Source organism: Cuneatibacter sp. NSJ-177 (assembly GCF_022867805.1).
Taxonomy (GTDB): Bacteria; Bacillota; Clostridia; order Lachnospirales; family Lachnospiraceae; genus Pseudolachnospira.
Genome location: NZ_JALIFO010000001.1, coordinates 299,120 through 311,772, shown reverse-complemented (window position 1 = coordinate 311,772; position 12,653 = coordinate 299,120). Strand labels below are relative to the sequence as shown.

Here is a 12,653-nt window from a genome sequence, read left to right as displayed (position 1 = left end):
TCCACTTGCCGGAAACCATTTTGCCGACGTGGGAAGATCAATGCAGCCCCTGTCCATTGGGCCACACCCATCCCAAAATCCCCTGTGCGCCCCGATATTCCTCATAGTCGCAGCGGGACAGATTTCCTTTGCAATAGATTGAGGCAAATTCTTCCACCGTTGAAATCGTTGCGCAGCCGCCGCCGACATTGTGGGCGATCTTTCCGTCTCCGATATAAATTCCAATGTGGCCGTAAGCAAGGCCGGAGCTGTTCGTCGAGCCGCTCCCGACAACTGCGGCTCCCACCGGGATACAACTGAGATCCGATGAACCGGAGCCTTTCCATTTTGCCCAGTAATCAATCGCATTGCCGCCGGGATAGCCGAGTCCCGCGGCCTGGTACACGCCGGAAACCCATGCTGCGCATTTGCCGTGGCTCGCCGCCACGGTTCCCTTGTTATTTCTGGCGATATCCGCAACTTTACTCTGCTGTTCCTCTGTATCCGGGATCAGATTTCCCCTGGCGATCCCATACTCTTCACAAAGCCTTCCATATTCCGCTGAACCAATAAAACCGTTCAGAACACCGGCGCGGCTTTTACCTGCCTGCAGCAGGTTCACCCAGGTGTTCAGCCCGCCTTGATCAGGCTCCCGGCCCAGGCATGTTCGATAGCAAATCGTAACAAAATCCGTATCGGAAAGATTTTTGTCTAAAAATTCCCGGCTGAAAAAGAATCCCTGAATCAGCTCTCCGCCGCCGATTTTATGGGCGAGAAGTCTCTCCGTCCAGAAACGGAGGCCGTCCCGGTCAAAAGAGCGGCCCAGCGCCACCGTGTACATCCGGCTGACAAAGGCAGTGACGTTCCCATTCTGATCTTCAATTTTGTCCGAGCGGTATTCCCCCCGCAGGATCTGATACGTATTACAGATTTCTTGAAATTCCCTGGAATTGGCAAAACCGGCAAAAACGCCGTTCCTGCTGACTCCGCAGGAAAGCAGGCGCGTCCAGGCAGCTTTTCCCCCAGCGTCGGAAGCGCGGTTCAGCATGGTCTGATACAGCATTTCAACGAAGTCCCCGTCCCCCATGCTCTTTCGCTGATACTCGTCGCTGAAAACGAATCCGGCGGCCACATCCGCTCCGGTGCTCTGGCCGCCAAGGAGCAGCTCCGTCCAGCTCCGAAGCCCACTAACATCCGGGCTGCGCCCTAAAACTTTCTCATACAGGCGGATGACATAGGCCTGGACCATCGCCTCCGGAGAATCGCTTCCCTGGAACAAGAGGATGTCCTGCACCGCTTCTGTTTCCGGCGATACCGGGTCCATTTCAAAAATTTCGGTCTCCGCCGGAACGGCAGGGCTTGTCTCCTCTTCTTCCGGCCCGGCAGTTTCGGATCCCATGTTTGATGTTTCCGGTTTTGAACCGGCTTCTTCGGATTCCGTACCGTCGGCTTCCGGTTCCGGACTTTCCAGCTTGGCCTCCGGCACTGTGGACCGTTCCGGATCTTGGGAAGATTCCAGCGCTTTTAGCTGTTCCGAGTCCAAACCGGCTCCTTTGATCTCCACACGTTCCGACTCTATTTCTGGCCATTCGTTCCCCGCCGCCGACACAGTGACAGGGCTGGACATAGACAACACCAGCGTCAGACAAAAAAGCCAAATCCATATTTTACTCGTTTTCCTCATGACTTCTCCTTCTATATGGTTAAAATATTCAAGCCAAAGCCCTGGTTCATTTCCAAGATAAGCCTTGACCCAATCCGCTAGGATTTCCCTTCCTACGTCTTGCCAATAAAAATATGCTTTGCTCTGTTTGGGCAAAAATAGCTGCTCTGCTTTGTGACGCAGCCGTTTTTCATTATACCTCATTTTATTTCAACTGCAACGTTTAATTTTGCCAAAATTAGACTTCCATATACCTTTTTACGAACATCGGCCTTCTTTCCTTATGTCACCTCCGGAACCTCTGTCTTTTTTTCCGCATAATCTATCATAATATCACCCGCCTACAAGGAATTAATATATGAATAACCGACGTTTCCCTCAAAACTCCTTCCGCGGCCAAAATTTTCCTTCCAGGCAGCAGCCGGCGAGACAACGGCAGCTTCCGGCTCAGGAAAACCGCGCCGCAGCCTGCACGGAGTCAGGCGACATGCTGACCACAGATACCGGCGCTCCCATCTACGACACTGCCAATTCCGAGACAATCGGTCCGGATGGCCCGACCCTGCTTCAGGACGTAAACTTGATTGAAAAATTATCCCATTTTAACCGGGAGCGCATTCCTGAACGGGCCGTCCACGCCAAAGGCGCCGGCGCATTCGGATATCTTCAGCCCTATCAATCCATGGCTGCCTACACCAAGGCTGCTTTTCTGCGGGATCCCAGCTGTAAGACCAAAGTCCTTGTGCGCTTTTCCACGGTCATCGGTTCCCGCGGTTCTGCCGATACCGTCCGTGACCCCAGAGGTTTTGCCGTAAAATTTTATACGGAAGAAGGAAACTATGATGTCGCTGGCCTGAATCTGCCGGTCTTTTTTATCCGCGACGCCATCAAATTCCCGGACTTTATCCACTCGCAGAAGCCGTCCCCGATCACCAATCTCCCTGATCCGGAACGAATTTGGGACTTCTTCTCCCTCTCCCCAGAAAGCCTGCATCAGATCACCTGGCTTTACAGCGACCGCGGCATCGTCAAAGATTTCCGAAAGATGGACGGATTCGGCGTCCATACATTTATCTGGAAAAATGCCCAAGGGAAACGCTGTTATGTCAAATACCATTTTCTGGGCCAGGAAGATCGAGAAGTGATTGACCGCCAGGAAGGCGCGCGCCTGGCTGGGCTGGATCCGGACATTGCCGTAAGGAATCTTAGTCAGTCCATCGCCGCCGGAAAGCCGCTGAAATTTGAATTCTGCGTTCAGATCATGGATCCTCAGGAAGCAGAAGACCTCCCCTTTGATCCCCTGGACGCCACAAAGCTCTGGCCGGAAGATCAATTTCCTCTGAAAAAGGTGGGAATGCTGGTCTTGGACCGAAACCCGGAAAACTATTTCGCTGAAATCGAGCAAGCTGCCTTTAATCCGGGAAATCTGGTCCCCGGCATCGAATTTTCAGCCGACAAACTGCTTTTAGGCCGCTCTTTTGCCTACGCAGACGCTCAGCGCTACCGAATCGGCACAAATTTCCTCCAGCTTCCGGTCAATCGCCCGGTGGTCTCGGTCAACAATAATCAGCAGGACGGCAGTATGGCTTTTCGCTACTCCACCAGCAACATCAATTACAAGCCCAACAGTCTCGCCGGCAATATGCCGCGGGAAGCCGCGCCTCCCAGAGCGCCGGGCATTTTCTATTCCGGAAACATAACCCGGTCGCCGATTCCGAAAACGGATGACTTTGCTCAGCCGCGAGCACGTTATGAAACATTGACAGAAGATGAAAAAAATCGGATGGCCGACGCCATCGGCTACGAACTTGCCCAATGCAACAAAGGGATTCAAAGCCGCCAGATGGCCCTGTTCGACCAGGTTTCCCCGGACATGGCCAATCGAATCCGCCATCAGATTATGTTGTTTGAGACGGAACAAAGGCAGTGACAGGTCCGGTGGATGTCTGGAAAATTCTATGGGAGAAGGGGAGCTCTTGCCAGAGAATGCAAAATGATTTATACTGATAAAAGCGAAAAAAATACGGAGGAATATCCCATGAGAATTGCAGTCCCCTACGAAAACGGCATGGTGGTTCCTGCTTTTGAGCAGGCCACCATGTTCAAGCTTTACGATACCGAAAACGATCAGGTCGTGAAAGAACTGACCATGGCGGCCGGAGGCTCCGGCGCCGAAATCCTGACTGACTTTCTTGCGGCCGCCAATGTAAAGATGCTGCTGTGCGGCGCGGTGGCGGGAAAAACCATCGCTCTCCTCGACGAAAAGGGAATTATGTTCCAGTGGGGCGTTTTAGGGAAAGCCGACGAGAAAGTGCAGGAATTCTTGCAGGACCAGCTGGCGGCCAAACGTTTTCCCAGCTGCGGCAGCCAGGGCGGCTGCTGTGGAGACGGAGATTCCGAATGCAGCTGCGGCGACGGATGCAGCGGATGCGATGAAGTGTACTAATCAGTCAAAAACGGATCTCGCGGAAAGGCAGAACACAAAAATCACCAAGCTGCTCTCCCATTACCGAGAACATTTCGGAGCCGGTGATCCCGGCGTCTTTGCTGCGCCGGGACGAACGGAAATCGGCGGCAATCACACCGATCATCAAAACGGAATGGTCTTGGCCGCGGCCATCGACCGGGAAACTCTGGCCGCTGCCGCGGTTCGGGAAGACGGACAGGTCGCCATCTTTTCCGAAGGCTACGGTGAAATCACTTTTCCGGTGTCCGGCCTTGACGTACACCCGGAAGAAACCGGCACCACCGCCGCATTGATCCGCGGCACAGCCCGGTCCCTCCGGGATCGAGGGATCCCGGTAGGAGGATTCTCTGCTTACTTGACCAGCGAGGTGCCCGCTGGAAGCGGGCTTTCCTCCTCCGCTTCGTTTGAAGTGGCCATCGGAGCCGTCATCAATGGGCTTTTCGGCGGCGGACGGCTTCCCTACTCGGAACTTGCCAAAGCTGCCCAGGAGGCGGAAAACCGGTTCTTCGGCAAACCCAGCGGCCTGATGGATCAGATGGCCTGCGCGGCCGGCGGCCTGATTCAAATCGATTTTAAAAACCCAAACCAACCTTTGGTTCGGGAGATCCCAGCCGAATGGAACAAAGCCGGCTGGAATCTATGCGTAGTCAATACTTATGGGTCTCATGCGGACCTGACTGCCGATTATGCTGAAATCCCCATGGACATGAAGGCGGTTGCCTCCTGCTATGGAAAAACAGTTCTTCGGGAGGTTCCGGAAGAACTGTTTTATTCCGATCTTCCTGCTCTTCGAAAACGCCTGGGCGACCGCCCGGTCCTTCGGGCCCTGCACTTCTTTGAGGAGGAGCGCAGGGTTCTTTTGGAGGCAGATGCGTTGATTCGGGAAGATTTTGAAGAATTTCTCGATCTCGTCCGGGAATCCGGACTTTCTTCCTTCCAGTTTTTGCAGAACGTGACCGTCCGGAGAGATCCGCAGAATCAAAGTCTCGCCGTGGCTCTCGCGGAAAGCAGCCGCGTACTTGGCAAAAAAGGCGCCTGCCGGGTCCATGGCGGCGGCTTTGCCGGAACCATCCAGGCGTTTGTTCCGGATGAGCGGCTGGATTTGTATCAAAAAGAAATGAATCGGATTTTTGGGGAGGATGCCTGTCAGATCTTACAGGTTCTGCCCTGTGGAGAGAGGCGGATTCTTTGAAACAGAATCCGCCCCTCTCCACAGGAATATAAAATTTAGCATACCACATGTTTTCTATGGTCTCGTGCCCGGATGTTTCCAGGAAGAATTCGAAAAATCGCTTAGGTATCTGCCTGCTTTCCTTTTAACTTTGGCCAAACCGTCAGCATCATCGTTGTAAAAGTAGCCGTCCCGCCGATCACGTCGGAGATTGGCTCCGCCAGAAAGATCCCCGTAGTCCCCAATCCCAATCTCGGCAAAATCAAGATCAAAGGAATCACGAGAATCACCTTCCGGAACAAGGAAAAGAACGAGGCCTGTTTCGCCATGCCAAGAGAGAGGAATGTATTCTGTCCGGTGGTCTGCAGCGCCATGAAAAGCTGCATGGAGAAGAACAGGCGAACCGCGCTTTCTCCGGTCTCGATCAAATCCGGATCCCCGTTAAAAATATGTAGAATCGGGCCAGGAATCGCCAGGAGAACCAGCCAGACCACCAGCGTGTACAGGACTGCAAACTTTCCTAAAAACCGAATGCTCTCACGGGTCCTGTCATATAGCTTTGCTCCATAATTGTAGGCAATCACCGGCTGGGCTCCGTTGGTCACGCCGTGAAGCGCCATCAAAATCACTTCCCGGATCGAGGTAATCACAGTCATAACCGCCACATAAATATCTCCGCCGTACATTTGCAGCGAAGAATTATACATGATCTGAACGGCGCTGTTGGTCATAGACATGATAAAGGGAGATAAGCCCAAACCTAAAATTGATTTGACAATCCAGCCAGACAGGCGAAGGCAGCGCCGTTCCAGACGGATTGTCACCTTCTTTCCAGTCAGGAAATGCAGCACCCACACGGCTGAGATGAATTGGGACAAAATCGTGGCCAGGGCAGCACCCTTTACCCCCATTCCGAAGCCAAAAATCAAAATCGGGTCCAAAATAATATTGGTCACCGCGCCGATCATCACGGTCAGCATCCCGGTGGCGGCAAAGCCCTGGCCGTTGATAAAAGGATTCAGCCCCGTTGCCAGCATGGAAAACACGGTCCCAAACAAGTAGATCGTCAGGTAATCGTCGGCAAAAGGGAAGGTATCATCGCTAGCGCCGAACAGGTAGAGCACCGGCCGTTTGAAAGCCAACGCCAGCACGGTCAGCAGGGCCGCCAAGATCAGCAGCATCGTGCAGGCATTTCCCATGATGGACCTGGCCCGCTCCTCATTTCCCTTGCCCCTTTCCATGGAAAAAAGCGGCGCGCCGCCCATGCCGCACATGTTCGTAAACGCTGTGATCACGGTAATAATCGGAAAGGCCACCCCGACGCCGGTCAGCGCCAATTTTCCCACGCCTTCCATATGACCGATATAAATCCGGTCCACGATGCTGTACAATACGTTGATGATCTGCGCGACCATCAGAGGAACCGCCAGCCGTACAATGGTTCTCGGAACGCTTCCCTGAGAAAAATCCCCTTTTTGCTGAGACATCCAAACCACTTCCTTTTCTCACATGATAAAAGAAGTGTAGCACGAAAAAAAGGAAATGCCAAGTGCGGCGGAGGAATCCTTCCGGGGCGCTTGGCATTTTTTCTGAAACCTTTGAGCTTTTTCTTACAGCAGTCCCCGCTCTTCACAGAACGCCATAATGTCTCTCACATACTCTTCCCGGAACCGGTTGGGCAGGTCCACGTGGTCCACGCCCTGATAGATGATCAGCTTGGAATTCTCAACCGCGCGCAGGGACCGCACCATCAAATCCGGACTGCTGATGTTGTCCTCGGATCCGCCCAGCATCAGCATCGGCACATGAATTGTCTTTAAAATTTCAATTAATTCCTCCTCGGTCTTGCACTTGGGGAACGGCTTTCTCGGATTCAGGATGGCTGCCGCTTCCGGCATCTCCTTCCAAAATTGAATCATCTGCTCTTTGGCAGCCCTAGCGGCTTCCCCGATCACCGGATCCTTTTCCACCGAGGTAAAATATTTCGCGCAGTAGGTTCCCTGTTTCTCCGCATAGGGTTCCCAGGTCTCCCGGCTCTTTGCCGCGTTGATCGTCTCCATCCGGGCTCCGCCTGTAGCCTGGCCGTCCTTCTTGTGAGGTCCGCAGCCGCTGGCAAAGAAGCCGCGGAGACGGTCCGCATGGTTCATGCACAGATGCCAGCCAATCCCGGCGCCGTGAGAATGGCCGGTATAGAAAAACCGATCCATTCCCATGGCATCGGCAAAGTCGCAGACATCCTGGGCCCAGACATCGTACCAGTCATCCCCTAGATCTTCTGTTACCAGTGTCGAGGGCGCATACCCCCGGATCCGGATGATATATCCGTGAAACCCTTGCTCTTCCGCCAGTGTCTTCACATAACTGAGATGACTGTTGATAAACTGCTGGGCCTGGATCACATAGCGATCCCCCTCCCCATACTCTTCATAATACAATTCTACATTTTTTAATTTCAGTATCGGCATGTATGTATTCCTCCTCTTTGTTTTCCTGCGGACGCAATTCCTCCATCCGTCCGCTCTCTTTCTTTTTCCGGCTGCTTCGCTTACCGAGGAAGCCGGTTCTAATCCCCATCCCGCACGCCTTCAATGGGTGTGTCAGGATATTTCCACGGCTTCATCGGAATCCGTTTTCTCATATGAGACATTTTTTCCATATTAGCCTCAACCGAAAGGCTGAGACGCCGCCCGTGAAACCGGCAATAAAACGTGTGGTAATCCATCCAATCCGTAGCCCTTACCTGAAACACGAAACAGAAATCGGAAGCCCAGCCTCCGCTGACCAAATACAAAGGTTTCTCGATTCCAAAAATCTGATTCAGCCGGTCATTTTCTTTCGGCATCGGCGGGAAACTCGGATTCTCCGCCCACTCTCCATTCAGGCCGCAGGCCACTGCATAATGACGGTCCCCATCCTCCAGATCAATCTGCGGCGCTCCGTCGCGGAGGGAGACGGAAAGCGAGGTCAGATTCCATGGATTTTCTGCCAGGCGGTATGTCCTCCCGTAATAATCGTCCAGAAACGAAGGACAGGATAAAAGCTCCGGCGCGCAGGACCAATCCTCCAGGTAGCCGCTCAGCTGTTTTGCCTGCTGCTTGGTCCGAGCCGTCTCCTCCACAGGGCCGTTCTGGATTTTCGGAAACAGTGTATTCCAGAAAATCGTCGGAATCAGACCGCTGTCCTCCTCAATGGCATTGCAGACAACCGCCAGCTGCTTTTCAGGGAAAATAAAACCGAACTGGCTCCTTCCCCCGTCCAGGCGGAATCCTTCTCTGGAATTTCTCCAGACCTGATACCCATACCCGGCCATCTGATCCGTGTGCATAAAAGAGATCGAGGGGCAGCGTCCGGACATAACCTGTCGAGCTCCCGCCGCCTGCATCAACGCACGGTCCAGGAGTTGTACGCCGTTCCAGGATCCTTCCTGGAGGTAAAAGAGGGCCAGCTTGGCAAATCCTTCCGCCGTACACACGGTTCGGGACCCCTCCAGCTCTCCTTTTTCAGTCTTTTCCACCGTGCAGTAAATTTCCAGCGGATCCAGAAAACGCGGTTTTAAATAGTCAATGTAATTGTGACCCGAAACTTTCTGAACAATCATGCCCAGGATATGGGGAACCCCATTGTTGTAAAGAAAATAGGTGCCGGGCTCATAATCCAACGGCTGCTCTAAAAAAGCCCGGACACTGTTTTTGCCGCTGATCACGGGGCGGAAGGTATCCTTCCCGTGACCGGTGGTCATGGTCATCAAATGCCACACCGTCAATGCCTGAATCCGGTCCGTCACCACCTCCGGCAGATCTTCCGGAAACAGCTCCGTCAGACGGGTGTCCAAGGAAACCAACCCTTCCTGCACAGCAAACAACACTGCCAGGCCGGTCAGCGCTTTTGCCGCCGAGTAGATCCGCCGGGGCGTATCCGGCCGGTAAGGTTTCCGGTTGGCTCCGATCAGTTGATACCCATCCCGAAAGATATACAGACTTTGGATATCCACCGACCGACGCTCCAGCTCTTTTAAAAATTTCAGCACCGCCTGGCTCGGAACTCCCATGGAATCCGGCGAAGCCGCGCGGAACGCACCGTTTTGATAAGGCACATCATTCAAAATCATTTCACTCCTTTAATCACTTCGGGCGGACATCGGTCAATCTTGACGGTTCGCCCTTTTTATCCTTTCATCATAGAAAATCCGCCGAAGGCAGCCACCAGAACCAATACCACACTAAAGATACCGGCCAGGACCGTCTGCTGCTTCAAAAGCTTTTTCCGGATGGCTTCATCGCTGCACCCGGTCAGCGCAGCGGCTCCCCCCTGGGAAAAGGGGCTGATGCTGCTGGCGGTCAGCCCCATCTGGGTCGCGCAGTAGATTGCTGCGGTGGACGCGCCGGAAGCTGCCGACAGTACTGAAAGCAGCGGAAGCATCATCGGCACGATCACTGCGCCGGACACGAAAAAGCTCAGCACGCACATGATCAGCACGATTCCCGGAATGATCAGATTCGCCGGGATTGTATTCTGCAAAAGCTCCGACATATAGTCCACGATTCCCATGGATTTGGCCAGCGCCATGTACATTCCCGTAAAGGACAGCATCAGCAGTGTATCCCAGGGAACTCTCTGCTTCAGCACGTCTTCATAGGGTGCCGTCTTCCAGAGGATATTGAGGATAATGCCAATGGTCGCCAGGAACTGAAAACTGCAGTTGGCGCTGATCCATCCGGTCACCGGGTTGGGACAAATGAGCTGCACAGCCGCCGGGACCACGATCATGGCGATAATTCCCAGGACAATGGCCAGCGTCTTTTTCTGTTTCTCGTCAAAGGGTTCTGGCTTCGCAACCTGGATCGCTTTTTGGCTGACCTTGTAGCCACGCAGCACAAAAAACATGACCAGATACAAAATCGTGTAGAAAACCGCCCGGAATACAAAGAAATCCACCACATACCCGGATGAAACCGAGGCGTCGAAGTAAATTTCCAGTTGTCCGACATTGGTGGCGTAGCCGGAGGTCCAGGGCATGCTTCCGCCCACCATGGAAGCGGTCCAGACAGCCACAGGCACCAGTAAGGGAGAGATTCCCGCCTGGATCGCCAAACTGAAACAGATCGCCGACATAAAAAACGGAGCTGCTCCGCCTGCGCCAAGGCCAGCCACCACCGCCGTGACCAGGAAGAACAAAAGCCCCAGCAGCCAGCCGGCATTCCGGCAAGTGTAAATCAAGTGTTCCGCCACCTTCTTCAGCGTTCCGTTTCCGCCTGCAAAGCCAAACAAAAAAGTAGCGATCAGGAAGTTGAAAAACAGGGCGACGGGAAACAGGGAGACCACGCCGCCGGCGCTTAGGCCCCCGGCCGTTGTTCCCAATAAAAAGGCAAATCCCAGGGCCACAAGGCCGATATTGATTTTCAGCTTGGTGCCAAGGATCAATGCCAATAAAATAAATCCAAAAAACAATAGGGTATTGACCATGTCAAGACTCCTTCCGTTCCAGCATGCGGTAAAGCGTTGCCCGGCTGACGCCCAGCAGCTCCGCCGCCCGCTTTTTGTTATTCCCTGCTAAGGCCAGCGCCTCCTCAAGGGTATAGGGATTCTTTTCGTCCTTTTTCGGATTCGCCGGACAAAGTCCCTGATTCTCCTCGACGTAGGCTTCCACCACGTCCGCGTCGATCTTCGCCGTATCACTGATCACGGTTACCCGGCGCACCATGTTTTGAAGCTCCCGGATATTTCCGGGCCAGGAGTACCGCAGCATCGCGGTTTTAGCCGCTTCGGTGAAATAGTAGTTCCGGCTGTTGCGCAGCGACGCGTCGGAGAGGAATTCTTCAGCCAAAAGGACAATGTCTTCTTTCCGCTGACGGAGCGGCGGAATACGGAGCCCCAGTACATTGATCCGGAAATACAGGTCGCCGCGGAATGTCCCATCCCGGACCATGGCGATCAAATTTCGGTTTGTGGCTGCGATCACTCGGATATCCACAGGAATCGGATTTTCTCCGCCGATCCGCCGGATGCTGTGTTCCTGCAGCACCCGGAGCAGCTTCCCCTGCAGCGAGAGGGAAATCTCCCCAATCTCATCAAGAAAGATGGTGCCCGTGTGGGCATACTCGAAGAGACCTCTTTTTCCCTCCCGGTCCGCGCCGGTGAAAGCGCCTTTTACATAGCCGAACAGCTCGCTTTCCAGGATGCTCTCCGGAAGGGAGGCGCAGTTGATCGCGACAAACGGTCCGTCCTTCCGGTTGCTGGCCCGATGGATACCCTGGGCGAAAAGCTCTTTACCGACTCCGGTTTCTCCGAGGATCAGCACGGTTTCCTCCACCTTGGAATACTTCAGCGCCAGTTTTAAAACCTGTGTCATACCGGAACTCCGGCCATGGATCTGATCCAGCGAATACTCCGCCTGATTGGCCTTGCTGGTCAGCTTCCTGCGGATGCTGGCTTCTGCGCCCAGAACCATGTTAACGTCCTGGAACGTCACGTTCACCCCCTGCAGCTCTTCGTCCCGAAACATCGGCTCCGCATGATACAGGAATACTTTTTCCTCAATCTTGGCAATCTGGTTCAGATAGGCCCTGCGGTTCGCAATTGAGTCGATCACCCGCGTAAACTGAGGGCACACATCCTCCATGGAGAAGGAGACGGCAGTCAACTGGCTGACACCGAGATATTCGGCTGCCAACCGGTTCATCATCACAATATTGCCAAAGCTGTCCACGGTAATGGAAGCGTATACCGAAGACTCCGCCATCGGGGCCACGCCCTCCGATACCGCGTCCTCCTTTTCCAAATAGGCCTTTGCCATCTGAACCGCCTTGGCAATCTCCTCATCCCTCGGTTTTACCAGCACCGTGCGGATACCGCATTTTTTCGCCAGCGGCACCTGGTAATACCCGCCGACCAGGACATCCACGTCCTTTAAGTTTTTAAAAATCTCTGGCAGCTGCTCCGGCATCACCGTGGGAATGTCCACCAGATCCACAGAAAGCAGGCGGCGGATGCGAAATACATCTTTTAATACCTTCCGAAATCCGACGATTGCGATCCGTTTTCCAATCTCCGCGGCCTGGAGCAGCCCTTCCAGCACGTCATCCGCCAGAAGATCCACCATAATCACCGGCACATCCACGTTCTGCCGGATAATCTTTGCGAAGAGGCCAAAGGCGATCAGCACTTTAGCCCCCTGCTCTACCTGGCTTTTCGCCACCTCCGGCAGTTCCTCCAAGCCAGAAAAAATCACACGGCAGCCTGCCTTCATCTGCCGAACCACATTTTGTGCCTTTTCCGCTCCCAGCAGGTCCGATGCAATAATGGTAATCTCTTTCTGTTCCATACTTCCTCCCCAATGGTCTGATCCGTTCAGAACTGCGCTTCTTTTCGCCGCT

Annotated in this window: 9 protein-coding genes; 3 read left to right on the top strand and 6 right to left on the bottom strand. The window is 53.8% G+C overall.

Going from position 1 to position 12,653, the window contains the following annotated elements; all coding sequences use genetic code 11:
* Positions 1-37: 37 nt before the first annotated feature.
* On the bottom strand, positions 38-1,663 hold the full coding sequence (locus MUB23_RS01295) for a DUF4214 domain-containing protein (protein WP_244798383.1): 1,626 nt from the start codon (positions 1,661-1,663) through the stop codon (positions 38-40).
* A 337-nt stretch (positions 1,664-2,000) separates the two neighbouring features.
* Here MUB23_RS01295 and MUB23_RS01290 point away from each other — a divergent pair, with 337 nt between their 5' ends.
* The 3 genes from MUB23_RS01290 (at position 2,001) to MUB23_RS01280 (ending at position 5,301) form a co-directional block, all read left to right on the top strand.
* Positions 2,001-3,572, top strand: coding sequence for a catalase (locus MUB23_RS01290; RefSeq protein WP_244798382.1), 1,572 nt, complete (start codon positions 2,001-2,003; stop codon positions 3,570-3,572).
* A 108-nt stretch (positions 3,573-3,680) separates the two neighbouring features.
* A complete protein-coding gene (locus tag MUB23_RS01285) occupies positions 3,681-4,088 on the top strand; it encodes a NifB/NifX family molybdenum-iron cluster-binding protein (protein ID WP_244798381.1) in 408 nt (135 codons plus the stop codon).
* A complete protein-coding gene (locus MUB23_RS01280; RefSeq protein WP_244798380.1) occupies positions 4,024-5,301 on the top strand; it encodes a galactokinase in 1,278 nt (425 codons plus the stop codon). Before MUB23_RS01285 ends, MUB23_RS01280 begins: the two co-directional genes overlap by 65 nt.
* 101 nt (positions 5,302-5,402) lie before the next feature.
* Here the strand turns inward: MUB23_RS01280 and MUB23_RS01275 are convergent, their stop codons facing one another.
* From MUB23_RS01275 to MUB23_RS01255, 5 genes are all read right to left on the bottom strand, one after another.
* Positions 5,403-6,767 (bottom strand): MATE family efflux transporter, encoded by a 1,365-nt coding sequence (locus tag MUB23_RS01275; protein WP_244798379.1) that lies wholly within the window; start codon positions 6,765-6,767, stop codon positions 5,403-5,405.
* Positions 6,768-6,890: 123 nt separating this feature from the next.
* On the bottom strand, positions 6,891-7,745 hold the full coding sequence (locus tag MUB23_RS01270; RefSeq protein ID WP_244798378.1) for an alpha/beta fold hydrolase: 855 nt from the start codon (positions 7,743-7,745) through the stop codon (positions 6,891-6,893).
* 98 nt (positions 7,746-7,843) lie between these two features.
* Positions 7,844-9,388, bottom strand: a complete 1,545-nt coding sequence (locus MUB23_RS01265; protein ID WP_244798377.1) for a serine hydrolase domain-containing protein — start codon at positions 9,386-9,388, stop codon at positions 7,844-7,846.
* A 56-nt stretch (positions 9,389-9,444) separates the two neighbouring features.
* Positions 9,445-10,743, bottom strand: coding sequence for an SLC13 family permease (locus MUB23_RS01260; RefSeq protein ID WP_244798376.1), 1,299 nt, complete (start codon positions 10,741-10,743; stop codon positions 9,445-9,447).
* A 1-nt stretch (position 10,744) separates the two neighbouring features.
* On the bottom strand, positions 10,745-12,601 hold the full coding sequence (locus tag MUB23_RS01255) for a sigma 54-interacting transcriptional regulator (RefSeq protein WP_244798375.1): 1,857 nt from the start codon (positions 12,599-12,601) through the stop codon (positions 10,745-10,747).
* Positions 12,602-12,653 lie beyond the last annotated feature (52 nt).

Bases quoted from the DNA above. Each gene is read 5' to 3' on its own strand.
- MUB23_RS01295 (WP_244798383.1), bottom strand. From the start codon at position 1,663: ATGAGGAAAACGAGTAAAATATGGATTTGGCTTTTTTGTCTGACGCTG.
- MUB23_RS01290 (WP_244798382.1), top strand. From the start codon at position 2,001: ATGAATAACCGACGTTTCCCTCAAAACTCCTTCCGCGGCCAAAATTTT.
- MUB23_RS01285 (WP_244798381.1), top strand. From the start codon at position 3,681: ATGAGAATTGCAGTCCCCTACGAAAACGGCATGGTGGTTCCTGCTTTT.
- MUB23_RS01275 (WP_244798379.1), bottom strand. From the start codon at position 6,767: ATGTCTCAGCAAAAAGGGGATTTTTCTCAGGGAAGCGTTCCGAGAACC.
- MUB23_RS01270 (WP_244798378.1), bottom strand. From the start codon at position 7,745: ATGCCGATACTGAAATTAAAAAATGTAGAATTGTATTATGAAGAGTAT.
- MUB23_RS01265 (WP_244798377.1), bottom strand. From the start codon at position 9,388: ATGATTTTGAATGATGTGCCTTATCAAAACGGTGCGTTCCGCGCGGCT.
- MUB23_RS01260 (WP_244798376.1), bottom strand. From the start codon at position 10,743: ATGGTCAATACCCTATTGTTTTTTGGATTTATTTTATTGGCATTGATC.
- MUB23_RS01255 (WP_244798375.1), bottom strand. From the start codon at position 12,601: ATGGAACAGAAAGAGATTACCATTATTGCATCGGACCTGCTGGGAGCG.